The following is a 25,113-nucleotide window of genomic DNA, read 5'->3' as shown; positions in this document are numbered from 1 at the left end:
TTACAGGTCGACGCGATCGAACGTGTAGTAGCTGAGCGCGGCGGCGAGGCCGATCCAGAGGAAGAAGCTCAGGAAGACCGCGGGGTCCGAGAGGTAGAACGGGATCGACGAGCCGCCGCTCTCGCAGACGGTCCGGTTGCCGAACATGCTCTGGACGGTCTCGGGGTTGCCGGCCAGCACGTCCGCACAGATGGTCTGCATCGTCTCCGGACCCTTCTGGAACATGCTGTAGCGGGCGGTCAGCGCGGCGCCCGACCCCTCGCCGAGCATCGAGTTCGTGAGCGTCTTGTACGCCTGCGTCGGGCTGAGTAGCTTGACGACCAGGACGATCTGCCAGCGGATCGCGCCGGCGATCCCCGCGTAGTCGGCCAGCAGGTCGCCGATCGAGTTCGCGAGCGAGTTCCAGCCAAACGAGAGGTAGAAGTAGACGAGACCGGCGCCGGCGAGCGACCGGAGGTTCGTCGACATCGCGCCGGAGATGCTGACGACGATGGCGGTCATCACGAGCGTGAACGCGAACGTGAACAGCGTGAACCACGCGAACACGTCGAGCTTGAACTGGAAGTCCGAGAGGGCGAAAAACAGCCCCGTGAGCCCGATGGCGACGAGCAGCGGGACGCCGACGACGGCGCTCCGCCCGACCACTTTCCCGACGATCACGTCCCGACGGGAGAACGGGAGCGAGAGGAGCACCTTCAGCGACCCGCTGGTCCGCTCGTCGGAAACCGCCGCGTAGCCGGCGAAGATGACGACGATCGGGACGAGCAGCGTCACGATGTTCAGGTAAAAGCGCGAGATGAACAGCTGCATCCCGACCTGCGCCACGTCCTGGCGGATGTTCCCGCCGAAAAACAGCGCCTGTCCGGCCGGGATCAGGAACAGGGCCGTGAAGACGAACGACAGGATCCACAGCCCCTTCGAGCGGATCGCGTCGCGGAACTCCTTCTTGGCGACCGGGTACCAGTCGAAGGTGTCGCGCAGCGCCCCGTCGAGCCCCTGGCTCTCGGTGCTCATCGGGCACCACGCTCCTCGGCCGCGGCGTCGGTGTCTCCCGTCTCGCCGTCGGCCGTCTCGGCGTCGGCCCCCGCTGGTTCGGCGTCCGCGGCCGGTCCATCGCGGTCCTCGGTGTAGGCGGCGAAGAGGTCTTCCAGCGACGCCTCGCGCGTCTCGAAGTCCTCGACCTCGACGCCGGCGTCTTCGATGGCCGTCAGCACGTCCATCTTCGCGTCACCGTCGCAGCTGACCACCAGGTCGTCGCCCTCGACGGTCGCGCCGTCGACGACGGCGAGTTCTCTGGCGGCGTCGGCGGCCCGTTCGGCGTCGCCGGGGGCGACGCTCACGACCAGTTTCGTGCCGGTGTCGGTGGCCGCGCGCAGTCCCTCGACGCTGTCCTCGGCGACGATCTGGCCGTCCTGGAGGATGGCGACCCGATCGCAGACCGCCTCGACCTGCCCGAGGATGTGCGAGGAGAAGAAGACGGTCGCGCCGCGCTCGTTCTCCTCGCGGACGATCCGCCGCATCAGGCGGGCGCCGTTGGGGTCCAGGCCCGACGAGGGTTCGTCGAGGATCAGCAGATCGGGTTCGCCGACGAGCGCCATCGCGAGCGCGAGGCGCTGTTGCATCCCGCGGGAGTAGCCGCCGGCCTTGCGGTCGGCCTCGTCCGGATCGAGGCCGACGCGGTCGAGCAGCGCCTCCACGTCGGGGTCGGCCCGCTTGGCCTCGGCGACGAATTCGAGGTGCTGGCGTCCCGTCAAGCGGTCGTACAGGTCGTACCCGTCGGGGAGGACGCCCAGTCGCTCCCGGATGGCCTCCGATTCCTCGCGGGCGTCCATCCCGAGGACCTCGGCCGACCCGGCGGTGGGCCGGACGAAGTCGAGGAGGATGTCGATCGTCGTCGTCTTGCCGGCGCCGTTCGGCCCGAGAAACCCGAAGACGTCCCCGTCCTCGACGGTCATGTCGACCCCCCGAAGCGCGGCGACGTCGCCGAACCGTTTGGTCAGTCCGTCGAGTTCGATGGCTGGCATGGCCGGGGCTTTCGCGCCCTCATTTATAGGTTTTCATAAGTCTCGGGCCGGCGCCCGGCGCGTCACACCTCGTCGTCGGGGTCGTGCTGTTCGGCCATCGACTGGGCCTGGGTGGCGTACCGGTCGCGCTCGTCGTCGGGCGTCGGTTCGAGGCGGTCCGTGTCGACGTCGATGGCTGCGGTGGTCGGCTTGCGCGTGAGCAACTGGAACGAGAGCTGTTTGGTGACGTGGCGCTCGCCGTCGGGCGTCGCGTACACCAGGGTGACGAGGTTCTCGTCGCGCGACTGTCGGTCCACCAGCCAGCACCTGACGCTGTCGTCGCTCATACGCGTCCGTGGGCGCCGGGCAGGCTTGTAGCCGGCGGTCCGGATCGCTCACCGGGCGCGGGACCACGAGCCGCGAGCGCGCCGCGCCGGGGCAGTGCGTTCGCTGCGCTCGCGGCGAGCGAACCGGACGACCAGCAGCCGTTCGATGAGCAGCGCGGCCGCGAGGACGACGACGCCCGCTGTCGTCGGATCGAGCCCGCTCGCGACGAACGAGACGAGCGGCTCGGTGCCGGCGACCGGCGTCGACAGCGCCAGCCAGACGGAGGCGCCGGCGGCGGTTACGAGGCTGAAGCCGACTGTCGCCGAGTCCAGCAGCCGGTGGGCGAGCGGTCGACCGCGCAGGGCGTTGGCCTCGACGGTGTGCTGGACGGCGAGCGCGACGGCGAAGGCGACGCCGGCGACGAAGACGCCCCGGAGTTCGCCCAGCGCCTTCGCGGCGGCGAACCAGCCGATCCACAGCAGCGCTTCCGTGACGCTGACCGCGAGCGTCCGGCCGAGCGGGAACCCGACCGCGGGTCCGTTGGCGGCCAGGTCAGTGAGGAAGTGTTCCACCTGCAGGCCGACGACGAGGACGACGACGCCCACGGCGGCCATCCGTGAGAGCGGCGCCGCGCCGTCGACCAGCGCCAGCCAGACGCTCAGGGTCGCCACTTCGAGACCGGTGAGCGCGAGCACGAGCGCCCAGCGGCAGGCGGCCACGAACCGCTCCGTCCGGAACCGATCCCAGTCAGGCACGTCTCGCGTTCACCGGGTCGATACCTTGGTTATACGCCGCTTACCGCCCCGATCACGGCCGACCACCCAGCGGCGGGCAAACGGCCATCGGAGGGCGACCGGGCCGGCGACAGCGGCGCACAGTTTAAGTCGGTGTGTCCGCCTCCATAGGGCATGTCTCTGTTCGGTCGGCTCTTCGACCGCGTCAGCGGGCGGGGCGGGAGGGCGTGGGCGGGGTCGGTCGAGGACCTCCTCTACGACGGGGAGACCGTCGAGCGGCGCGTCGAACTGGGCGGCGACGACCGCGTCGTCGTGACGAGCCATCGCTTGCTCGCGTTCACGCCCGGGAGCGACGGGGAGAACTACCGCGGCGTCGACCTGCCGAACGTCGAAGGCGTCCGAGCGGGCCACGAGGGCGAGCGCAACCTGCTCGGGATCGGCGGGCGGACGATCGTCTACGGCGTCGTCCTGCTCGCCGTCGGCGTCTTCGTCGACTTCGGCGCGTTCGTCCCGACCGACGCCTTCCAGCAGACGGGAGCGACTGGGCAACTCGGGATGGGCGGCCTGCTCGCCATGCTCCAGCAGTTCCTCGGGGTGATCGCGCGCATCGACGAGTTCGCCCGGCTGATCGGGGCGGTCCTCGTGCTGTTCGCCGTCTTCGTCTTCGGCGTCTACCTGGTGACTCGCGACCGCGTCCTCGTCGTCGACGTCGCCGGCGACGAGGGGGACGTCCGCGTCTCCGCCGAGGACGGCGCCCTCGACGCCGCCGTCGCGGATCTGGAAGTCGCACTGTTCGACGGCGGTGCCACCGTCGACGCCAGTGGGGTCGAGACGGAGGGCGTCGAGGCAGCCGAGACCGGCGCGGGTGTGAGCGCCACGACAGGCGCGGACTCGGACCCGCTGGCCCCCGACTCGGGCGCGGTCAGGAGCGACGGGATCACCGGCGGGGCGGAGTCGACGTCGAGCGAGTCCGGCGAGTCGGTGTCTGAAGAGGTCGAACGGGCCGTCCGCGAGACCAGCGGGACGGACTTCTCCGAGACGATCGACGACGTAGTCGGGGGAGAGCGCGACGATGCAGATGCGGAGAGCGAGGACGCCGAGACGCGGGACGACGATACCGATGCGTGGGACGACGATGCCGATGCGTGGGACGACGATGCCGATGCATGGGACGAAGACGTCGATGCGGATGCCGACGGTGACGACGGATCCGCGGACGGATCGGCGTTCGAGTTCGACGGCTGATCCCCGGTTCGCCGGACCTCGCGAATCGGCGGACGCAGGGTTCAAATTCTCCGAGTCGCTACGGGAGAGCGATGGATCCCGACGCCGTCCGGGACCGAGCCGCCGACCTCCCCGCAGAGCCCGGCGTCTATCAGTTCCTGGCCCGCGAGTCTCGCGGACGGAGCGGGGCCGGGACCGACGAAACCGAGGAGGACGGCGGCGCAATCGGGACCGGCGGCGACGAGGAAACCGAGGGAACTGCCGTTTACGGCGCGGCCGGCGCGCCCCTCACCGACGGGGTTGCGAAGGCGGGGGATGACTCCTACGAGCGGGTCCTCTACGTCGGGAAGGCGGTCGACCTGCGGAGTCGAGTCCGCTCGTACGCCGACCCGCGAAGCCAGCGCATCCGTCGGATGGTCGCCGAGGCCGACTCCGTCGACGTGGCCGTCACCGACACGGAGACCCAGGCGCTCCTCCTGGAGGCCAACCTCATCAAGCGCCACCGGCCGCGCTACAACGTCCGGCTGAAAGACGACAAGTCCTACCCGCTCGTCCAGCTGACCGACCACGAGTTCCCCCGGATCGAGATCACGCGCGACCCCGAACCCGTCGCCGTCGTCTTCGGCCCGTTCACCGACAAGAGCCGCCTGGAGACGGTCGTCAAGGCCGTCCGCGAGACCTACGGCATCCGGGGCTGTTCCGACCACAAGTTCGCCAACCGGGACCGCCCCTGCCTCGACCACGACATCGGCCTCTGCTCCGGCCCCTGCGTCGCCGAGACCGAGATCGATGGTGAGGGGTATCTGGGCGACGTCGAGGCAGTCGAGCGCTTCTTCGAGGGCGAGACCGGCGCCCTCGCCGACCCGATCCGCCGGGAGATGGAGGCGGCCGCGGGCGACCAGCAGTTCGAGCGCGCGGCGAATCTCAGGGATCGCCTCGACGCCGTCGAGGCGATCCACGGCGAATCGGGCGACGCGGTGGCCAGCGAAGGCCGCCACGAGGACGGGGACGCCGACCGCGAGCGCGTGGTCGACGTGCTCGGCGTCGCCGTCGAGGGCGAGACCGGCACCGTCGCCCGCCTCCACAGCGAGGACGGCAAACTCGTCGACCGCGACCGCCACCGCCTCGACGCGCCCGAGGGCGAGCGCTCCGGGGCCGTCCTCGCGGCCTTTATCGCCCAGTACTACGCCGAACGCGAGTTGCCCGACGCGATCCTCTGCTCCGATCACCCCGACGACGCCGACCTCGAAGCCTGGCTGGACCGGGAGGGCGTCGCGCTGCGGGTGCCCGGCACCGGCCGCGAGTCGACGCTCGTCGACCTCGCGCTGAAGAACGCCCGCAGTCGCGACCGTCGCGACGACGAGGGCCGGGCGCTGGCCGACGCGCTCGGCCTCGACGCCCGCGTGAATCGCATCGAGGGCTTCGACGTGAGCCACGCCCAGGGGAAAGCTGCCGTCGGCAGCGACGTGACGTTCGTCGACGGCAGCCCCGAGAAGTCCGACTACCGCCGGAAGAAACTCGACGACGAGAACGATGACTACGCGAACATGCGCTCGCTGGTCCGCTGGCGCGCTGACCGGGCCGTCGAGGGCCGCGACGATCGCCCCGACCCCGACCTGCTCCTCATCGACGGCGGTGAGGGCCAGTTGGGTGCGGCCAGGGACGCGCTCGCGGCGGCGGGATGGGACGTGCCCGCCATCGCCCTCGCGAAGGACGAGGAACTCGTGGTGACGCCCTCAGGGGTGTACGACTGGCCCGACGACGCCTCGCACCTGCACCTCCTCCAGCGCGTCCGCGACGAGGCCCACCGCTTCGCCGTCCAGTACCACCAGACCCTGCGCGACGAGGTGTCGACGGTGCTGGACGACCTCGACGGGATCGGCCCGGAGACCCGCAAGCGGCTCCTCCGGCGCTTCGGCAGCGTCGAGAACGTTCGATCGGCGTCGCAGACGGAACTCCAGCGCGTCGACGGCATCGGCTCGAAGACCGCCCAGACGCTCGAAGAGCGGCTGTAGATAGTGCTCTTTCCGTAGACGAGCTAGTCGCCTGGACCGCTACTGACGACGAGCAATGAAAGCCCTCGACCCGCTCGCGGGGTCTGTGCGTGATATCCTCGATCGCTGGCGCTCCCTCGGATAGGGCCCGCGCAGACCCCGCGACAGGGAGGTCGGCGGAGCCGACCTCCGCAAAACGTGGCGGCTTCTTGGCGCGGCCTCGCCGCGCCAACGGTCCGGGGGAGCTTCGCTCCCTCGCTATCGCCGCCACGCGCGCCTCGCTCTTTCAGTCCGCCAGGAGACTCGCTTTGATCGTCCCTGAGCCCTGGCTCGCTTCGCTCGCCAGGACGCCAGGACAGCTACCGCACAGCACCGCGCCTCACGCCTCCCCAACCGACTGCGCTTCTCGCTCACTGCGTTCGCTGCGATGCTCGTCCCTCGCACGACTACTGTCGCGCGACGAGACGCGCGACAGCGCGCGCCACAAATCTCGTGTTCTCCGTCGAACCCTGGTTTACTCCACGTCGACGCTCACGTCGGCGAGCGGGGCGTCGGTCACGGCGACGTCGAACTTCTCGATGTCACCGTCGCCGAGGTGCCACGTCGCGTCTCTCGGCGTATCCACGCGCACGACGTCGCTGGTGAAGTTCGCCACCCAGGTCAGTCCGCCCCGGCGTGCCAGGCGGACGCCGTCGGGGAGCGGTTCGGTTGTGGGGACGCCCGCATCGTCGAGGAAGTCGCCGACGACGGCGTTCGCGAGCGGTTCCGCGGGCCAGACGCCGAGGTAGGTGACCCCGCCCTCGCCCCGCTCGTTGCGCGTGATGGCCGCGGTTCCCGCCGCGGGGCCGGTCTCGTGAGTGGCCACGGTCTCCGCGTCGTCGGCGTCGAGCCACTCGCCCCAGGTCCGGAACGCGTAGGTCTCGCCGCGGTACTCGATCTCGGGGTCGGCGTCGCCGCGGTATCCCTCGTACTGCTCGACGCTCGCGCCAACCACGTCGCCGAGCGGTCCAGGGAGCGTCGGGCGGAGTCGGTTGTGCTCGTTCTTCACGCCCGATCGGACTGTTACCAGTACTTCGCCGCCGTCGCGAGCGAACGCGTCGAGTCGGTCCGCCAGATCCTCGTCGGCGAGGTAGAGCGTCGGACCGACGACGGCGTCGTAGCTGCGGAGGTCGGCGTCGGTCGGGAGCACGTCGACCTCGACGCCGTGGCGGCGCAGCGCCGCGTAGTAGGTCAGCAGGTGGTCCCAGTAGTCGAAGTCGACCGACGCTGGCTCGATGTCCAGCCCCCAGAGGTTCTCGTAGTCGTGGAGCAGCGCGACGCGGGCGTCGTTGCCGCGCTCGGGGTCCAGTTCGGCCGCGAGTCCCGATAGTTCCTCGGCGGCGCGGGCCGCGTCGGTGTACCCACGGTCGGGCGAGCCGTCTTGCTGGCGGAGGCCGGCGTGGTACTGCTCCTGACCCATATCGCAGCGCTGCCACCGGAAGTAGCTCACCGTCTCGGCGCCGTTGGCGGCGGCGTGGTGCGCCCAGAGGGCCATCGCGCCCTCGCCCGGTTGGGTGGGCTGGGGCGGCCAGTTGACGCCGCCGGGCTGTTGCTCCATCACCCAGAAATCCCCGTCGGCGCTCCCCTGGAAGACCGAGTGGTTGAATCCGACCAGGTCCGGGTCGCCAGCGCGCAGTTCGTCCGGCGTCGCTTCGCCCGGCGCGTGCTGGACGTGGCCGGTCGGGTACGAGTCCCACGACATGAAATCGAGATCGTCGCCGAGATCGTAGGCGTCGATGGCGCCGAACAGGTTCATCTCGTTGTGGGTGACGAACCAGTCGTCGTCCACCGCGCGGAGGATATCGACCTGCTCGCGGTTGAACTCGACCACGCTGTCGCTGCAGAACCGGTAGTAGTCGAGCAGGCGCGCGGGGTGGTGACCGGCCGGCGTCGACCGGGGCGGGTCGACCTCGTGAAACCCCGTGTACTCCTGGCTCCAGAAGGCGTTGCCCCACGACTCGTTGAGGTCGTCGACGTCGTCGTAACGCTCGCGGAGCCACTCGCGGAACGCGGTGGCGCAGTCGTCGCAGTAACAGCGCGTCGTGCCGTGACAGCCGTACTCGTTGTCGGTCTGCCAGCCGGCGACGGCGTCGTGGCCGGCGAAGCGCTCGGCCATCCGCTCGACGATGCGGGCGCTCTCCCGGCGGTACACCGGCGAGTTGAAGCAGTACTGGCGGCGACTGCCGAACCCTTCCGTCGTCCCGTCGGCAGTCTCGCGCAGAATGCTCGGGTGTTCGTCGCTGAGCCACTTCGGCGGGGTGGCAGTGGGCGTACAGAGGACCGCCTCCATGCCGTGCTCGCCGATCAGGTCGACCGCGTCGGCGAGCCACTCCAGGTCGTACTCGCCCGGTTCGGGCTCGTAGCGCGACCACGCGAACTCGCCCATACGGACGTACTCGATGCCCGCCTCCGCCATCTGTGCGACCTGGTCCTCCCACTGCTCCCGGGGCCAGTGCTCCGGGAAGTAACAGACGCCGATGTTCATGCCGTGCGGGGTCGACGGGCATCGCCAAAACAGTTCCCCTCGGACGGTCCGGAACAGTCAACCCGCCGCTGGTCGTGGACGGTGACAACGCGTGACTGACACATCCGACATCGACCTCGACGAACTGCCGCCCGAGGCCGTCGCGGTCGCGGCGCCCGAGAGTCCGGACGCCGACGACCCCGTTCGCGCCGTCGGCATCGGCCCCGGGAACCTCGACTACCTCACCCCGCGCGGCGAGCGGGCGATCCGTGAAGCCGACGCGGTCGTCGGCTTCGAGACCGTCGTCGACTTCGTCAGCGACCGAATCGACGGGGACCCCTTCGCCTGCGGGTACGACGACGAGGACGAGACCCTGTCCGCCTTCGCCGAGCGGATCGCCGACGGCGCAGCGGGCACGGCGGTCCTGATGGGCGACCCGAACTTCTCGGGCTACCAGTTCCTCGGGCGCGTCCAGGCCGCGGTCGACCGACCCGTCCGCGTCGTCCCCGGTATCTCCTCGCTCCAGATCGCCGCGAGTCGCGCCCGCACGCCCATGGAGGACTCGACGTTCGTCACCCTCCACAAGCGTGGCGATCTCGCCGCCGACCGCGAGCGCCTCCGCGCCGACGCCGGCGACCGCCACCTGCTCGTCCTGCCGCGCCCGTACGACGTGATGCCCGGCGACGTCGCCGCCGATCTACTGGAAGCCGGCGCCCCCGGATCGCTGTCCGCGCTGGTCTACGAGCGGTTGACGCACGACGACGAGACCGTCACCGAGACCACACTGGAAGCGCTGTCGACGCACGCCGGCGGCACCGGCCCCGACGACACGCCGTTCTCGGACCTCTCGGTGCTGGTCGTGCGGGCGGACGCCGACGCTCCGGGGGCGACGCCGTGAAGGGGTTCGTCCTCGGCGGCACGAGTTCCGGGGTCGGCAAGACGGTGGCGACGCTCGCAGTCGTCCGGGCGCTGGAGCGCGAGGGGCTGGCCGTCCAGCCGGCGAAGGCCGGCCCTGACTTCATCGACCCGAGCCACCACGAGCAGATAGCGGGCCGGCCGTCGCGGACGCTCGACCGCTGGCTCCAGGGCGAGGCGGGTCTCCGTCGCAACTACCACCGCGGCGAGGGGGACGTCTGCGTCGTCGAGGGCGTCATGGGACTGTACGACGGCGACGGGTCGAGCACGGCGATGGTCGCCGAGGCGCTCGACCTCCCGGTCGTCCTCGTCGTCGACGCCAGCGCCGGGATGGAGAGCGTCGCCGCAACGGCCCTGGGCTTCCGCGAGTACGCCGACACCGCGGGCCGCGATATCGAGGTGGCGGGCGTCGTCGCTCAGCGCGCCCACGGCGGCCGCCACGCCGAGGGAATCCGCGGTGCGCTCCCCGACGATCTGACCTACTTCGGTCGGATTCCTCCCCGCGACGACCTCGAAATCCCCGACCGACATCTCGGACTCCACATGGGCGGGGAGGCACCGCTCGACCCCGACGCGCTCGACGCGGCCGCCGAACACCTCCGGACCGATCGCCTGCGCGAGGCGGCCGCGACGCCCCCGGAACCCGACTCCGTCGAGACGGGTCGCCGGCCGGGGTCCCAGTCCCAGTCCCAGTCCGACCGTCCCCGGATCGCCGTCGCGCGCGACGAGGCGTTCTGTTTCGTCTATCCGGCCACGCTCGAACGGTTCGGCGAACGGGGTGAACTCGTCACGTTCGAACCCGCGAACGGCGACGACCTGCCCGACTGCGACGGCGTCTACCTCCCGGGAGGCTACCCCGAACGGTACGCCGACGCCCTCGCCGACAGCCCGGCGCTCTCCTCGCTGGCCGACCGCGCCGCCGACGGGCTACCTGTTCTCGGCGAGTGCGGCGGGCTGATGGCACTGGCTGAGTCGCTCACCACGACTGACGGCGAAACATACGAGATGGCCGGCGTGCTCCCGGCGGACGTACAGATGCACGACCGCTACCAGGCGCTCGACCACGTCGAACTCGTGGCGCGCGAGGACACACTCACCGCCTCCGCGGGTGGCGCCCGCCGCGGCCACGAGTTCCACTACTCGACGGCCGACCCCGGGACCGATGCCCGTTTCGCCTTCGACGTGGAACGCGGCGACGGCATCGCCGACGGCCGGGACGGCCTCATCGAGTATCGGACGCTCGGCACCTACTGCCACTGCCACCCCGAGAGCGGCGCCTTCGACGCGTTTCTGGACGCGCTGTAGCCGGTTTTCGTCGGTTGCACCGTCTCCAGGGTAGCCGTCGCACCTTCGATTTTATATCGCGACATATAATTTATAGAGAGGGGTTCGGACACGACCCGGTAGCTCGCCGGAACTCTTCGGAAACGGCTCGAACGATGGCAATCGCGGCAATTCCGTTCGTCAAATTGACGCGATTCGCGTCTCGGCCGGCCTCGGCGCTACCGGGGCACGAATTCGCGGATCAGGTCGACCACGGTCCCGGGACGCTCCCGCGGTGCCCAGTGGGCGCACTCCGCGAGAAGGTGGTATTCGCTGTCGGGAATCCGGGCCGTGGCCCGCTCGCTCCAGCGATGGGGGAACACCTCGTCGTGTTCTCCGTGGAGCAGGAGCGTCGGGACCTCCATTCTGTCCAGACGCTCCGAGAAGTCGGTGCGGTACCCGTCGTTCGTCACCTCTGCGGCCCGGAAACTCCGGAACGCCTCGCCGACGCCGGGGCGTTTGGCCTCCTCCCAGACGGCGTCGATCGCGTCCTCCGAGAGGGCGTCCGTGTCGTAAACGATGTTACCGAGACTCGCGGCGGTGAATCCGCGGCTCCGGCGCATCAGCGCGATAGCCGCCTTGTTGAACACCTCCGTCTTGGCGAGGAGGGCCGTCAGTCGGCCGTTTGCGAGTTCGCGACCGAGGCCGTAGCTGTCGATCAGCACCAGCCGGTCGACCGCCGACGGTGACCGGAGCGCGAGCCCGAGCGCGGCCCCGCCGCCCATCGATATCCCGGCGATGGCAGCCGATTCCAGTCCCACGGCCTCGACGAACGAATCGAGGACGCCGACGTGGAGCGAGAGCGAATACGTCACGTCGGGCTTCGCGCTGCGACCGTAGCCCAGTAAATCGGGCGCGACGACGCGGTACTCCCGGGCGAGCGGTTCGATGACGGCGCCCCAACTGACGTGCGCGGCGTCGATTATCCCCCCGTGGACGAGCACCAGCGGCGGCGCGTCGGGGTCGCCCGCCTGGAGATAGTGCAGGCGGTGGCCCTCGACGGCCGCCGTCCGGTGCGTTCGGTCGACCATATCGGCGCGTCGTCCGCCCGCCCATTCAATCTCTGGGAGCGATCCGATCGAGAACGTCCGACCGACTCGTCAAGAGAGTCGTCAGATGATCGTCGTCCAGTCGCCGCAGCTGCCCGGCGGAGAGACGGTCGCAGAGCCGCCGAGCGTCCGAAATCGGTACGTTTGCGTCGCGCTCGCCGTGCCACAGCGCCACCGGGGAATCGACGTCAGCGACGTCGAACCCCCACCCCTCGACCACCCACGATAGCTCCGTCACCGCGCCGTTCCGCGACCGCGCGCAGCTCTCGACGAAGTCTCGGCGCACCAGTTCAGCGACTTCGGTCGGTGTATCGCCGGGTTCGTCGGTGTACTGCCCGACGACGGTCGACGGCGAGCCGCGCGTGGCCAGCCACGTCTGTCCACGCAACGCGGCTCCGAGAAGAGACGGGGTTCGAGCCGCCGCTCGACCGAGCGTTCGCTGGAGTCGGGGCGTCTCGCGAGCGATCGACGGCGGTGCGGCCCCGGAAACGACGTCCAGGCGGTCCACGAGGTCGCCGCGGGTCGCGGCCAGCGACAGCCCGTCCACGGACCCGCCCGAGAACGCCGCGACGGAGGTCGTCGAGACGCCGGCGTCGGTCAGGAGCGCCTCGAACCACGTGCCCGCGTCGGTCGGGCGACGCCCGGACCAGGCCGACGACCGCCCGAACCCCGGCCTGTCAGGTGCGAGAACGCGGACGCCCCGTTCCCGTGCCCCCTCGTCGAAGAGTTCGCCGAGAAGCCGCGATCCCGGCGTCCCGTGGAGGACGACTAACGGCTCGCCGCCCGCGTCGCCGTATTCCGCGTAGGACAGCGTCCGTTTCTCGACACCGTATTCGACCGATTCGAACCCCTCGTCCCTGTCCGCTTCCGCGTTCCGTCCGTCTGATCCGTCACCGCTCCCCGCTCCGGCGGCCTGTACACGGCCCATGTCCGACCGTACGCCGGCCGACTGCCAGAACGATTCCCCGGATCGATACGGTCTTTTATATTGGGTGCGGGGGTGCGACCGATGCGGCAGGCCACGTTCGAGACGACGTATCCGGAGGACGCCGCCCACCCGTTCCATCGGCGGATGATGGCGGGCGGCCCGATCACGCGAGCGGATCTCCTGATCTGGGGGCCGACGGCGGAGGTGACGACGCTCACCTGGTTCGACGCGCCGCCGTCGGCCGTGGAGGACGTGCTCGAAGGCGTCGATTCGGCCACTCGGACCCACCTCGTTGCCGCCGAGGGGGGAACGTACGCGTTTGTCCGGCAGACCGACTACGAACTCCCCGACCCGGTGATGGACCTCGTCGCCGCGTCGCGGGTAGTCTTCGTTCCGCCGGTCCGTTTCGCGGACAGCGGCGTCGTCCGGTTCGAGGCCGTGGGGGAGCCGGACGCGATCGGGGCGTTCTACGACGACCTCGCCGGGCTCTTCCCGACCGAACTCGTCCGAGTGCGGGAGTTCCGGCAGTGGCCGGCGCCCGCTTCACTGACCGACCGCCGGCGCGAGGCGCTCGAAGCCGCCGTCGCCGTCGGGTACTACGACGTGCCCCGGACGGGATCGGTCGCCGACGTGGCGGCCGCGCTCGACTGCGCCCGGAGCAACGCCGGCGAACTCCTCCGCCGGGCCGAATCGGCCGTACTCACGGCGTTCGTCGACGAATCCGGTCGCGCCGCTTCGGAATCTCGTTGATCGCGGGCCCCCAGACCGCGATCGAGAGCAGTTTATCCGGTTTCGTCGCCGTTTACCGCTCGTGTCGCGTGTCTCGCTGTTCTCGACGGACTCGAGATCGACTCGCGATAAACCAATATCGGCGATATCGAATGGAGGGGTGGACGCGAGAGACGGCAGTTACTCGACGTGGGACTACTCGCGGAAAAACGGCCATCCGGTTACTTGTCGTCGTCGTCGAGGCCGCCGCCCCAGTCCAGCGCGTCGGCCTGCTTGCCGCCGGTCGCACCGCCGCCCGCGAACCGCTTGACGAGCGCGCCGACCGCGACGACGGCCGCCACGGCGCCGGCGCCCGCGTATGGGATCCATTCGCCGGCGACGCCGTCGAGGGGGCCACCGCCGCCGTTGGTCCCGCCGGGTGCGGTCGTCAGCGTGGACGTGGGCGTCGCCGTCGGAGTCTCCGTCGGCGTGGCCGTCCCGCCGGACCCGGCGGGGACTGTCGTCCCGGCCGAGCCGGATCCGGTGGTCGAGGTCGGCGTCGCCGTCGGCGTCGACGGGTCCCCGGTCGAGGTCGTCGTCGGCGTGTCGGTCGGCGTCGTTCCGCCGGGTGTCGCGGTCGGCGTCGCTGTTCCACCGGGGGTATCAGTGGGCGTCGACGTCGGTGTGGGAGTGTCGTCCGGCGTCGCGGTCGGTGTCGGCGTCTGAACCGCGCCGGGCGGGTCGAGCGCGACGATCTCCGCGCTCGCGACGTACACCGAGTCGTTACCGAACGCCGCCGTCGTCCGGAGCGGCGCCGCGGTGTCGTAGGACCACCGTTTCTCACCGGACTCGGCGTCGAAGGCGTAGAGACTCTCGTCGTCGCTCCCGACGGTGACGAGGTCGCCGGCGACACCGGGTTTCGCCCGGATCGACTCGCCGGCCTGGGCGGTCCAGCGCTGGTCGCCGTCGACGTCGTACGCGTGGAGCCTCCCGTCGACGGTCCCGACGTAAACGGCGTCACCGGCGACCGTCGGCGCGGCCCGGACGGCCGAGCCCAGATCCGTCGACCAGCGTTTTTCGCCTTTCTTGACGTCGACCGCGTAGAACCGTCCGTTCCGGTCGCCGACGTAGGCCGTGCCGTCGGCCGCCGCGGGTTCGCCGACGGTGGCGCTCGCGCGGAACCCCCAGAGCTCCTCACCGCTCGCCGCGTCGAACGCGGAGAGGACGCCGCTCGGGGAACTCGCGAAGACGCGGTCGCCGCTGACGGCCGGGCTGGTCCCGCCGCTGTCGACGAGGCCCGTCCAGCGCTGGGTTCCGTCGCTCGGGTCGAACGCGTACAGTCGACCGCCCTTGTCGAGGGCGACGACGGCGTCACCCCGACGAACGGGCGCCGCGGGGACCGGCTCGTCGGTCTCCGCGGTCCACCGCTCGCTGCCGTCGGCTGCCAGGGCGCGAACGGTGCCGTCGGCGCCGCCGACGTAGACGCCGTCGGGGCCGGCCGCAGGACCGGCCAGGTCCGTGTCGGTCTCGTATCGCCACAGCGAGTCGCCCTCGGTCGGCGAGACCGCGTAACAGGCGTCGGTGTCGTCGACGGCGTAGAGCGCGTCGTCGGTCAGCGCCGGCGACCCGGTCGCGGTCCCGTCGGTCTCGTGCGTCCATCGGGTCGTAACCGCGCTGAACGATCCGCGCGCTATCTCCGTCTGGGACCCCCGTTCGATGCCGACGGAGAGGCCGCCGACGACGGCGACCAGCCCGTCGACCACCGACAGGGCCGGGTCGTCGACGGGGAGTTCCGCCCGCCAGTTCTCGGTGCCACCGCTCCGCGAGTAGGCGGCGACGGCGTCGTCGTCCGTCGCGACGTAGACGGCGTCGTCGGTGACGACGGGCTTTTGACTCGCCGCCGCGCCGATGTCGGCCGTCCAGCGTTCGTATCCACCGGTCGTGTTCAGCGCGTAGAGCGTCCCGCCCGCCGTCGGCACGAACACGGTGTTCGACGTGACGCTCGGACCGCCGACCACGGCGTCGTCCAGGTCGACTCGCCAGCGGACGCGGCCGTCGGTCTTGTCGAGGGCGTAGACGGTCCCATCGGTGTCACCGATGTAGACGGCGTCGCCCTTGACGACCGGCGTCACGCTTTCTGTGGCCGCGTCGGCGCTGAACTCCCAGCGGCTGTTGCCGCCTTGGGCGTCGCGCGCGGAGACAGTGCCGTCAGTGGTGGCGACGAAAACACGTTTACCGCCGTAGGCCGGCGCCGCGACGACGTCGTCGCCGGCGTCGAACGTCCAGCGCTCGCTGCCGGCGTCGCGGCTGAGCGAGTAGAGCGTGCCGGCATTCGTCGCGACGAGCACACGGTCACCCGCGACCGTCACCGGGGCCGAGACGCTGCCGTCGAGTTCGGCGCGCCAGAACCGCGACTGCGACCCGGTTCTGACGGCAAGTACGGCGTCGCCGTCGTCCATGAACGCCGTCCCGCCGGCGACGGCCGCGGCCGTCGGCGCGTCGTTGGTGCCGTCCGTCTTGTATCGCCATCTGGTTTCGCCCGTCGTCCGGTCGAGTGCGTAGAGACTGCCGTCCGCGCTCCGAACGTAGGCGTTGGTGCTGTCGAATGTCGGTTCTCCCGTCGCGTTTATCGCCCGGTCCCACCCGACCGCGATCCCCGTGTTCGGGGCGTTCGCGCTACTGTAGCCGGAGTTGGCGGCGTCGTAGGCGTGCATCGGCCACTTCGTGTCGGAAACGCCGCTGCCGTCGCGAGTGGAGAGCGTCCCTCGATCACCGGCGGCGGAGGCGACCAGCGCCGAGCCGGCGACACCGCTCGCGGTCAGTCCGGCGAGGAATCGCCGCCGCGTCGGAGCGAGGCGGGCTGTGTCTGAGTGCGGGGTCGTGTCGTCCATCCAGCGGACCTCTGCCGGGTGGTCGACCGGGGCCGTCAAATATCTTGTCGCACGGCCGCCGGGCGGCCGCCCCGATCAGACGAGTCGGTCGATCTCCGCCCGGAGCCGCCGGGCGGCCTCGTCGCGGCGGTCGTCGAAGTCGGCGCCGACGCCGTCGAACCAGGCCGCGAAGTTCGCCATCTCGTGGGCCCGGACGAGCAGCGCGTAGCACGCGCGGTTCGCGCGAAACTGATCGACGACGCCGCTCGGGCCGGCCGCGTCGTACCCCTCCAGGAGCGCCTCGCGGATCGCCGCGCTGTGGTCGGGTCCCTCGGGTAGGAGCCGCCAGTGGCCGCCGACGAGCGTGTACTCGACGAACGCCAGGTCGTAGGCGGGCGTCGCCGCGACGCAGAACTCCCAGTCGAGCAGCCCCGTCACCCTCCCCGTGTCGGGGTCGACCAGCGAGTTGTCGAGCGACTGGTCGACCCGAGCGAGGACCGGTTCGAACTCGCCGGCGAGGTCATCGACTCGCGCGTCGACTGCCGACAGTACGTTCACCCGGAGGTCCGCGAATCGCGTGTCCGCGAGGTGGTCGTCGAGCCGGTCGACCTCGCCGCGGAGGTACCCGGTCCACGACTCGGTGGGGTCGCCCACGGTTATCTGTCCGGGGTCGTCGCTCGGTCGGCCGCCGTCGAGGCGCTCGGCGGCGTCGACGCCCACGAACCCGTAGGCGTCGACCGCGTCCAGTCGGTGGAGTTCGGCCAGCAGCCGGCCGGTCGAGCGGGCCAGCTCGCGGACCCGCTCCGTCGAGAAGTCCGCGAGAGCCGTCCGGCTGTAGTTCCCCCCGGGCAGCGCGGTCGCGAGGAACGCCGGTGTCGGCAGCCCGTCGGCCTCGTCGACGACTCCGAGCACCTCGGGGACCGGCAAGTCAGTGTGGGCGTCGAGGACGGCGAGCAACCGCGCTTCGTCGTCGCATGAGGAGGACTGGTCGGGAGCGGTCCCCTTGAGGACTACCTCTCGTGCGCCCTCCGGCGTCGACACGGCGAGGAAGTAGACCGGGTGGTGCCCGTCTTCGGCGGGGGCCGCGTCCTCGACGCGCCAGCTCGGTTCGATGCGCTGTACCGTTCGAGTGATCGTCTCGCGTGAGAGGTCGGTCATCTGCGTTCGCTGTGTGTCGTCGGTCGACGGGCGATGCGCGTCGCTGGCCGAGTACGAGAAAACCGTCGCCCGCGACGCCGCGACCGAGCGGGCGCCAGGAGTGGGCGACGCCGGAATCAGAGATCGACGGCTGTACGGGGGTGCTGTACCCCCGCCGCGACAGCGGTCGACGTGACGACCGCGACTGCCCTGACTCCGGTCAGCAACGGGAATTCATTGCTAGATCGCTGTAGTCACCGAGTGAAAAGGCTTCTCCGAGTGTGCGAACGAGTGCCATGTCTTCGGCCTACGGTCGGCGGTTCGACGCCGGGAGTCCCGTCCAGACCGACAACGAACGGTCAAAGGACCGCTTGCGACTTCAGAACCGCTCTATACGTCGGCGGTGTAGGGACGGCATGCACGGACGGACGCGGCGAGGGTTTCTCGGCCTCGGTGTCGGCGTCGCGACAGCTCTCGCGGGCTGTCTCGGCGACTCCGCGGGACCGGGAGGCACTGGAACGCCCACACCGAACGACGGGACGGGCGCGACGGACACGCCGGACCGCGGAAACAGCGCCGCGTCGCTGGCTTTCAACGGCGCCGACAGGCTCCACCGTGTCGACGCTCCCTTCCCGCAACACGACGGGGAGGACCACTATCTCGCGCTGTTGACCGAGAGCGACCACGCCGCGGCGTTCCCGACGGAGCGCTTCCAGAGCGGGGACGCGAGCGCCTTCCTCGGGGAGACGGATTTCTCGCGGGCCGCGGTCGTCGTCGTCCACGACCGGTGGAGTTCCTCGGTTCCGGATCTGGAACTCCGGGACGTCGCGGTCGAGGGATCGACCGTGAGCCTCACGTCCGAGTACCCGGGCGAGGGCGGCACCGACGACGTCACGACCGACACGATGCTCGTGCGAGTACGGACCGATGGCGCGTCCCCCACCGCGGCGGAGGCGACGATCCATCCGCAGTACGGCGGTTCGATCCATCTCAGCACCGAAGACGAGGACGTCACGGCAACAGTAGGCGACTGATAGCGGTAAGCGGTTAGCGGTCGTGGGGCGTTCAGGCGGTGAGGGTTTCTGGAAACGTCCGCGCCGAGCGGAGCGAGGCGCGGTTCACGCGAGCGGCTTCGCCGCTCGCGCCTTTTTCACCCATGTTTTTGGCTAGCGAGGGACCGAAGGTCCCTCGGACCATGCGAACGGCGCCTTCGGCGCCGTGAGCAGACGAGGGGGTCGCCTTCGGCGACCCCCTCGGCGAAAAAGATGGTTTAGAAATCCTCGGTCACGGGCTCGGGGACGACGCCTTCCTCGCCGTCGCCGCCGGCGAGGTCGTACTCCTCGCGGAGCTGGTGGATGCGGTCGCGGATGTCGGCGGCGAGTTCGAACTCCAGGTTGTCGGCGGCTTCCTGCATGCGCTCTTCGAGGCGCTCGATGGCGCGAGCGGCCTCCTCGTCGTCGTCGGGGTCGAGCGAGGATGCGCTCCCGGTCTCGGTCTTCGAGCCGGGCAGGGAGGACTCGCCGATCTCCTTCTCGATGGTGGTGGGTTCGAAGCCGTGTTCCTCGTTGTACTCTTCCTGGATCCGCCGGCGGCGGTTGGTCTCGGCGATCGCGGACTCCATGGCGTCGCTGGGGTCGTCGGCGTAGAGGACGACCTCGCCGTTGACGTTGCGAGCGGCCCGCCCCATCGTCTGGACGAGCGTGGTCTCCGAGCGGAGGAAGCCCTCCTGGTCGGCGTCGAGGATGGCGACCAGCGAGACCTCGGGGATGTCAAGCCCCTCGCGGAGCAGGTTGATCCCGACGAGGACGTCGATCTCGCCGAGTCGGAGCGAGCGGATGAGTTCGTGGCGTTCGAGCGTGTCGGTCTCGTCGTGCATGTACTCGACGGCGACGCCGGCCTCTTCGAGGTACTCGGTGAGGTCCTCGGCCATGCGCTTGGTGAGGGTGGTGACGAGGACGCGCTCTTCGCGCTCGACACGGTCGTCGATGCGGTCCATGAGATCGTCGATCTGTCCCTCGGCGGGCGAGACCTCGACCGCGGGGTCGACGAGGTGGGTGGGGCGGACGATCTGTTCGACGATCTGCTCACTCTCTTCGCGCTCGTAGTCGGCGGGCGTCGCGCTCACGTAGAGGGTCTTGTCGGTCTTCTCCCCGAACTCCTCGAAGGTGAGCGGTCGGTTGTCGTAGGCGGTGGGGAGGCGGAATCCGTTGTCGATCAGCGACTCCTTGCGCGAGCGGTCGCCCGCGAACTGGCCCTTGATCTGGGGGATCGTCTGGTGGGACTCGTCGATGACGGTGAGGAAGTCGTCGGGGAAGTAGTCGAGCAGGGTGTAGGGCGCGTCGCCCGAGTCGCGCTCGGAGAGGTGGACCGAGTAGTTCTCGATGCCCGAGCAGTAGCCGGTCTCGCGCATCATCTCCAGGTCGAAGGTGGTCCGCTCGTCGATGCGCTGGGCGGCGACGTGGTCGGCGTTGCGCTCGAAGTAGCGCACCCGCTCCTCTTTCAGGTCCTCGATCTCCGCGATCGCCCGCTGGAGCCGTTCCTCCGGAATGGAGTAGTGCTCCGCCGGGTGGAGCAGGACCGCAGGCTCGGTGGACTTCACCTCGCCCTCCAGCGGGTCGACCTTGAGCATCCGATCGATCTCGTCGCCCCAGAACTCGACGCGGACCGCGTAGCGGCCGTACATCGGGAATATCTCGAGGGTGTCGCCCCGCACCCGGAAGGTGCCCTGTGTGAAGTCGACGTCGTTGCGCTCGTAGTTCAGGTCGACTAGACGGGAGAGCACCTCGTCGCGGTCGATCTCCTGGCCGACTTCGAGTTCGAGGCTCATGTCGACGTAGTTCTGCGGGTCGCCGAGGCCGTAGATGGCCGAGACCGAGGCGACAACTATCACGTCGTCACGCGTCAGTAGCGAGCGGGTCGCCGAGTGGCGCAGCTTGTCGATCTCGTCGTTGATGGAGGCGTCTTTCTCGATGTACTTGTCGGTCTGCTCGACGTAGGCTTCGGGCTGGTAGTAGTCGTAGTAGCTGACGAAATATTCGACGGCGTTGTCGGGGAACAACTCGCGGAACTCCTCGTAGAGCTGCGCGGCGAGCGTCTTGTTGTGGGCGATGACGAGCGTCGGTTTCTGAATCTCCTCGACGACCCAGGAGACGGTGTTGGTCTTGCCCGACCCGGTCACGCCCAGCAGGGTCTGCTTGTCCATGCCCCGCCGGTAGCCGTCGGCGAGTTGCCGGATGGCCTCGGGCTGGTCGCCCGCCGGCTCGAAGGGTGCGTCGACGCGGAAGTCGCTCTCCTCTTCCGGTCTGTCCGGCGACAGGGGACCCTCGGTGTCGCTCATTACTCGGGGATAGGGCCGGAACGACTTGAGGAGCGTGGTCCGAGCGAAGCGTGGTCCGAGCGGAGCGAGGAACACGAATACACGAGCGGGGAGCGGAGCGACCCGCGAGGAAAGCGAGGACCACGAATACACGAGCGGGGAGTGCGAGGCGCTTCGCGCCTCGACAGCGAACGGTGAAACCGCGAGCGACTTGAGGGATGTGCATACCCCGGGGTATCACCGCGACGGCGTTCAGTACAGCCCAGAGGGTGGACAATGGCGGTGGCGCGCGCTGTCGCGGCGTTCATGCCGCGACGAAGCCGTGCGAGGGATGAGCGAACGGAGTGAGCGAATCGGCTGGGGAGGTGTGAGGCGCGGTGCTGTGCGGTAGCGGTGCTGTCTTCCTGGCGGATTGAAAGGGCGAGGCTGGCTCGCGTTTATATAGTCGCCTGAGCGAGCCACTATCCGAGCGAGCGCAGCGAGTGAGGATATTTCGCTCAGCGACCGCGAGCGCGCCGAGGGCTTTCATCCCTTGCTGTCAGTAGCGGTCCCATCTACTCACCTTCCTCTCCCGCCAACTCAAACAGAAACAACTGCTCAGTTCGCAACCGATACTGAACACGATCGCCCTCGACAGCAGGTTCAACCGGATCGCGCCCCTAGCGCGGGCGCAATGCACGTCTACTGTACCGACGGGACCGTCTTCGAGTGCGCGAGGTACGAGGTCAACGACTACGGGCTCGTCCTCTACGGGACCGAGGACCAGGAGGAACGCGAGCGCTACGACACAGACGAACCCCAGCAGGTCGGGTTCGTCCCGCACGACCGGCTGTGGTACGTGCTTCCGAAGGGCGTCACGCCGCAGGTCGGGCTCGCGCCGCCGCAGCAGGGACCGCAAAACCAGCCGGCGGGCGCGACGACTCGGCCGCAGCCGTCGCAGCCGCCGAAGTAGGTCCGCTGTCCCCGAGCGAACGCGGCGGGCGGCTCAGGGCTGGAACCCCTGCCGCTCGATCTCCGCGCCGATCGGTTCGGGGAGGTACTCGCCTTCGCCGGGGGTGATGCGGGGCGTGAGCCACCCGCCGTCGCAGTAGTGGTGCGGGTCGCTCTCGCAGGCGCCTGGCGCCTCGATACGGCCGACGACGTTGTGGAGGAGCTCGTGCACGATCACGTGGCGTTTCGTCCCGTCGGAGGCCCCCGCGTCGACGACGGAGAAGCGGCCGCCGACTTCGCCGTAGCCGACCTCGTCGGTGGCGAAGTCGGTCACGACGACGTGGTGGTAGCGGCCCGTCCGCGGGCCGAGGCGGTCGCGGTAGAGGTCGTCCTTGAGCGACCAGAAGTTGTCGCCCGTGTAGACGGCGGTCTCGTTGATGTGGTCGCCTTCCCGGACGTGGACGTCGATCCCCGTCTGGTTGGGTCGCTGTACCGGCATCTCCGCGAACTCCGCCTCGATCCGGTCGTAGAACTCCTGGGAGTGGGCGTCGACGCCGCTGGCGTAGTCGATCTGGACGTATATGTCCATCGCGAGCGGGTCGCTGGCGGGAAGACTCGCGCCGCTGGCCGTCCGTCCCCGGTACTCCCAGCCGTCGAGGAGGTTGTCCCCGTCGGTGTCGGGGTCGAGCGGGTCGGTCCCCAGTTCGACCTCCCGCCAGTCTCCGAGGCCGTCGTCGTCGGTGTCTTGGTCGAAGGGGTCGGTCCCGAGTTCGAGCTCGCGCTCGTCGGTGAGCCCGTCCGCGTCGGCGTCGATCGACCGCGGGCTGGTACCTCGTTCGACCTCTCTCCCGTCCGAGACGCCGTCGCCGTCGGTGTCGGGGTCGAGCGGGTCGGTCCCGATCGCCCGCTCGCGTCCGTCCTCGAGGCCGTCGCCGTCGGTGTCGGCGTCGAAGGGGTCAGTCCCGATATCCAGCTCTGTCTCGTCCGACAGTCCGTCGTCGTCCGAATCCGTCGCGTTCGCGCTCTCGTTCGCGTCACCGGAGGCGGCGGGCGCCGGACCGGGTCCGTCCGCGCCGGGGGGAGTTCCGGTCGCCGTCGCCGCGTCGGTCCCACCGGACGCGTCGGCCGACCCGTTCTCGGTGGACTGCGAGACGAAGGCCAACTGGTCGAGTTTGTCGAGAAGCGGGTCGCTGTCCGCTCCGTCCCCCAGCGGGGCCGTCTCGTCCGTCGAGCCGTTCGGCGGTGCGGTGGCGTGGTCGCGGGCGTCCACCGTCTTCGCGCCCAGCGCCCCCACGCTCGCGACGATGACGATCCCCAGCACCGCCAGTGCCAGGACCCGTCGCACACGCTCCTCGTGAACGCCCGTCGTGAAAATAGTTACTCATCCGACTAGACGACAAACCATCGCTGTCGCCGTCGACGCCGTCCTGCCTCCCGACGCCATCCCTCAGTCTGCGGCGCCAATTCGCCACGCGCCTCCCCGACAGTACCCGCTAACAGACCGGTTTCGGGTTGACGCCGAGCGACTCCAGCGTCTCGAAGTACGCCTCGTAGTCGGCCTCGACCGTCGCGGTGGCGGCCTCGACGGCGTCGGCCCAGCCCTCGTCGCCGCAGACGTCCTCCAGCAGGTCGCTCGCCGTCGCGACGTACTCGTCGTAGTCGTCGCCGAAGGCGCGGAACGTGCTCGCCGTCTGCGGGCTGGCCTGCCCGACGAAGTAGCCGACCACCTGGTCGGCGTTGTTGCCGGCCGCGAGCGCCCAGCCGACGAACGCGCCGAGTCGCTCGGCCGTCCCCTCGACGCCGGCGAGGTGCGCCTGGACGGCGGGTTCGGCGCCGGGTTCGTAGTCGCCGTGCTCGTCGGCGGCGGCCTCGGCGTGGCCGCGCTCGGTCTCGGCGGCGTCGGCGAACAGTTCGGCGACGACCTCGTCCTCCTCGCCGGCCCACGCGTCGAAGCGTTCGGCCGCGAAGTGCGCGCGGTCGGCGGCCGCCTGCAGGACGGCGTCGTCCTCCATCTCGCCCTCGGTGTCGGCGAACAGCGCTTTCGAGGAGCCGAGCCGCGAGAGCGGCGTCGCCGCCTCGTCGCGGACCGTCTCGACGAACTCCTGTGAATCCATGGTAAAAGGGTCGGACGGCCCCGGCTTGTAACCATCGTCTCGGCGGCTACCGTTGCGAACAGTCGGAGACGGGCGGCAGAAAACGGCGGGGTAGGGGATTCAGAACGCCGAGCGGTAGTCAGCGACGACAGGGCCGACCTTCTTCGCGACGCGCTTGCTCGCGAGGCCCGACAGGACTGAGCAGGCGATGTACCACGCGGTCCACATCTGGATCGGACCGACGAGCCGCGCGGTCCAGACGACCCGGCCCGCCAGCGGGAGCACCTGCGCGGCCGGGGTGATCGCCGCGGCGGGATTGACGGTGAGCCACGTGATCCACAGGAAGACGGGAACCGTGACGAGCATCGCGTACACCATCGGACGGATCATCCGTTTCATCGCGCCGAACTGCTCGACCATCAGCTCTTGCTGGCGCGACTGCAACCGCTCGACGGCCTCGTCGTCGCCGCGCTCGCGGGCGGCGTCCAGTCGTTCCTTGACGGTGTCCATCCGCGCCTTGAGCCGCTCCTGCGGGTTGTCGTCCATCAGGCGTCGGCGGAGCGTCGTCGAGACCACCGTCGTCGCGACGGCCAGCAGCGCGACCGTCACACCGAACGGCAGCGCGGCCTCGACCGGCCCGAGCAGGAGGTGGGCCGTGCTGCCGACGGCGTCGCGGGCCATCGGGACCTGGTAGCTCGCCATGAGACTCAACGCGGCCACCCCGGCCAGTTTGTCGGCGGCCGACCAGCCGTCCGTCTCGCCGTCGGTAGCGTCTTCGTCGGCTGCGGCGGTTGCGGCATCTGCGAGGTCTCGGTCGCCGACGGCCGCCCGCACCGCGTCGGGGTCGTCGAGGACGAACCCGCCCTCGGTCGCGACGACGACCTCGCGTTCGAGGAGCCGCCCCCACTGTTCGGCCGGGACAGCATCGCTCACGTCCACCCACGCGACGGCGCCGTCGCCCGACTCCGCGCGGTCGAGGACGACGGCGGCGGCGTCCCCGAGCGCGTCGTCGGATTCGAGCGCGTCGCGAAGCGTTTCCTCCATACGTAGTTCGTGTCA

At 69.9% G+C, this 25,113-nt stretch carries 20 protein-coding genes; 7 read left to right on the top strand and 13 right to left on the bottom strand.

Annotated elements, in window-relative coordinates; all coding sequences use genetic code 11:
• From ACMGFH_RS11550 to ACMGFH_RS11535, 4 genes are all read right to left on the bottom strand, one after another.
• Complete coding sequence (locus ACMGFH_RS11550; protein ID WP_415378596.1) at nt 1-1,014, bottom strand: ABC transporter permease subunit; 1,014 nt, start codon at nt 1,012-1,014, stop codon at nt 1-3.
• On the bottom strand, nt 1,011-2,024 hold the full coding sequence (locus ACMGFH_RS11545) for an ABC transporter ATP-binding protein (protein WP_415378595.1): 1,014 nt from the start codon (nt 2,022-2,024) through the stop codon (nt 1,011-1,013). The genes ACMGFH_RS11550 and ACMGFH_RS11545 overlap by 4 nt, the downstream gene beginning before the upstream one ends.
• A gap of 62 nt (nt 2,025-2,086) precedes the next feature.
• Nucleotides 2,087-2,350: a hypothetical protein gene (locus ACMGFH_RS11540; protein WP_415378594.1), complete on the bottom strand. Its 264-nt coding sequence runs from the start codon at nt 2,348-2,350 to the stop codon at nt 2,087-2,089.
• Between the two features lie 48 nt (nt 2,351-2,398).
• Nucleotides 2,399-3,085, bottom strand: a complete 687-nt coding sequence (locus ACMGFH_RS11535; protein ID WP_415378593.1) for a hypothetical protein — start codon at nt 3,083-3,085, stop codon at nt 2,399-2,401.
• A gap of 153 nt (nt 3,086-3,238) precedes the next feature.
• Here ACMGFH_RS11535 and ACMGFH_RS11530 point away from each other — a divergent pair, with 153 nt between their 5' ends.
• Both ACMGFH_RS11530 and ACMGFH_RS11525 read left to right on the top strand, forming a co-directional pair.
• Nucleotides 3,239-4,309: a hypothetical protein gene (locus ACMGFH_RS11530; protein ID WP_415378592.1), complete on the top strand. Its 1,071-nt coding sequence runs from the start codon at nt 3,239-3,241 to the stop codon at nt 4,307-4,309.
• Nucleotides 4,310-4,380: 71 nt separating this feature from the next.
• Nucleotides 4,381-6,303, top strand: coding sequence for an excinuclease ABC subunit C (locus ACMGFH_RS11525; protein WP_415378591.1), 1,923 nt, complete (start codon nt 4,381-4,383; stop codon nt 6,301-6,303).
• 493 nt (nt 6,304-6,796) lie between these two features.
• On the opposite strand, the gene ACMGFH_RS11520 is transcribed toward ACMGFH_RS11525, so the two are convergent.
• Nucleotides 6,797-8,806 carry a beta-galactosidase gene (locus tag ACMGFH_RS11520; protein WP_415378590.1) on the bottom strand — a complete coding sequence of 670 codons (2,010 nt, stop codon included), beginning with the start codon at nt 8,804-8,806 and terminating at the stop codon, nt 6,797-6,799.
• 91 nt (nt 8,807-8,897) lie between these two features.
• On the opposite strand from ACMGFH_RS11520, the gene ACMGFH_RS11515 reads away from it, so the two are divergent.
• Complete coding sequence (locus ACMGFH_RS11515) at nt 8,898-9,683, top strand: cobalt-precorrin-7 (C(5))-methyltransferase (protein WP_415378589.1); 786 nt, start codon at nt 8,898-8,900, stop codon at nt 9,681-9,683.
• Entirely contained in the window at nt 9,680-11,005 is a 1,326-nt protein-coding gene (locus tag ACMGFH_RS11510; RefSeq protein WP_415378588.1) for a cobyrinic acid a,c-diamide synthase, read from the top strand. The genes ACMGFH_RS11515 and ACMGFH_RS11510 overlap by 4 nt, the downstream gene beginning before the upstream one ends.
• 197 nt (nt 11,006-11,202) lie before the next feature.
• Here ACMGFH_RS11510 and ACMGFH_RS11505 read toward each other — a convergent pair whose 3' ends face one another.
• Together ACMGFH_RS11505 and ACMGFH_RS11500 are read right to left on the bottom strand one after the other, a co-directional pair.
• Entirely contained in the window at nt 11,203-12,054 is an 852-nt protein-coding gene (locus ACMGFH_RS11505; RefSeq protein WP_415378587.1) for an alpha/beta fold hydrolase, read from the bottom strand.
• Between the two features lie 25 nt (nt 12,055-12,079).
• Nucleotides 12,080-13,000: an alpha/beta fold hydrolase gene (locus ACMGFH_RS11500; RefSeq protein ID WP_415378586.1), complete on the bottom strand. Its 921-nt coding sequence runs from the start codon at nt 12,998-13,000 to the stop codon at nt 12,080-12,082.
• 81 nt (nt 13,001-13,081) lie between these two features.
• Between ACMGFH_RS11500 and ACMGFH_RS11495 the strand changes: the two genes are divergently transcribed.
• Complete coding sequence (locus ACMGFH_RS11495; protein ID WP_415378585.1) at nt 13,082-13,750, top strand: helix-turn-helix domain-containing protein; 669 nt, start codon at nt 13,082-13,084, stop codon at nt 13,748-13,750.
• Nucleotides 13,751-13,950: 200 nt separating this feature from the next.
• Here ACMGFH_RS11495 and ACMGFH_RS11490 read toward each other — a convergent pair whose 3' ends face one another.
• On the bottom strand, nt 13,951-16,599 hold the full coding sequence (locus tag ACMGFH_RS11490) for a PQQ-binding-like beta-propeller repeat protein (protein WP_415378584.1): 2,649 nt from the start codon (nt 16,597-16,599) through the stop codon (nt 13,951-13,953).
• 75 nt (nt 16,600-16,674) lie between these two features.
• A complete protein-coding gene (locus ACMGFH_RS11485) occupies nt 16,675-17,736 on the bottom strand; it encodes a phosphotransferase family protein (RefSeq protein WP_415378583.1) in 1,062 nt (353 codons plus the stop codon).
• Nucleotides 17,737-18,131: 395 nt separating this feature from the next.
• Between ACMGFH_RS11485 and ACMGFH_RS11480 the strand changes: the two genes are divergently transcribed.
• Nucleotides 18,132-18,749 carry a hypothetical protein gene (locus tag ACMGFH_RS11480; protein WP_415378582.1) on the top strand — a complete coding sequence of 206 codons (618 nt, stop codon included), beginning with the start codon at nt 18,132-18,134 and terminating at the stop codon, nt 18,747-18,749.
• A 236-nt stretch (nt 18,750-18,985) separates the two neighbouring features.
• On the opposite strand, the gene uvrB is transcribed toward ACMGFH_RS11480, so the two are convergent.
• Nucleotides 18,986-21,052: an excinuclease ABC subunit UvrB gene (gene uvrB / locus ACMGFH_RS11475; RefSeq protein WP_415378581.1), complete on the bottom strand. Its 2,067-nt coding sequence runs from the start codon at nt 21,050-21,052 to the stop codon at nt 18,986-18,988.
• A 652-nt stretch (nt 21,053-21,704) separates the two neighbouring features.
• Here uvrB and ACMGFH_RS11470 point away from each other — a divergent pair.
• A complete protein-coding gene (locus tag ACMGFH_RS11470) occupies nt 21,705-21,983 on the top strand; it encodes a hypothetical protein (protein ID WP_415378580.1) in 279 nt (92 codons plus the stop codon).
• Nucleotides 21,984-22,016: 33 nt separating this feature from the next.
• On the opposite strand, the gene ACMGFH_RS11465 is transcribed toward ACMGFH_RS11470, so the two are convergent.
• From ACMGFH_RS11465 to ACMGFH_RS11455, 3 genes are all read right to left on the bottom strand, one after another.
• Nucleotides 22,017-23,306: a hypothetical protein gene (locus ACMGFH_RS11465; RefSeq protein ID WP_415378579.1), complete on the bottom strand. Its 1,290-nt coding sequence runs from the start codon at nt 23,304-23,306 to the stop codon at nt 22,017-22,019.
• A 148-nt stretch (nt 23,307-23,454) separates the two neighbouring features.
• The gene (locus tag ACMGFH_RS11460; RefSeq protein ID WP_415378578.1) at nt 23,455-24,075 is read right to left on the bottom strand and encodes a rubrerythrin family protein; all 621 of its coding nucleotides are present in this window, start codon (nt 24,073-24,075) and stop codon (nt 23,455-23,457) included.
• A gap of 99 nt (nt 24,076-24,174) precedes the next feature.
• Entirely contained in the window at nt 24,175-25,098 is a 924-nt protein-coding gene (locus tag ACMGFH_RS11455) for a DUF106 domain-containing protein (RefSeq protein WP_415378577.1), read from the bottom strand.
• Between the last annotated feature and the right edge of the window lie 15 nt (nt 25,099-25,113).

It is taken from the genome of Halosimplex rarum, assembly GCF_047715405.1.
In the GTDB taxonomy this organism is placed as follows: domain Archaea; phylum Halobacteriota; class Halobacteria; order Halobacteriales; family Haloarculaceae; genus Halosimplex; species Halosimplex rarum.
This window is presented reverse-complemented; position numbering and strand designations above follow the sequence as displayed.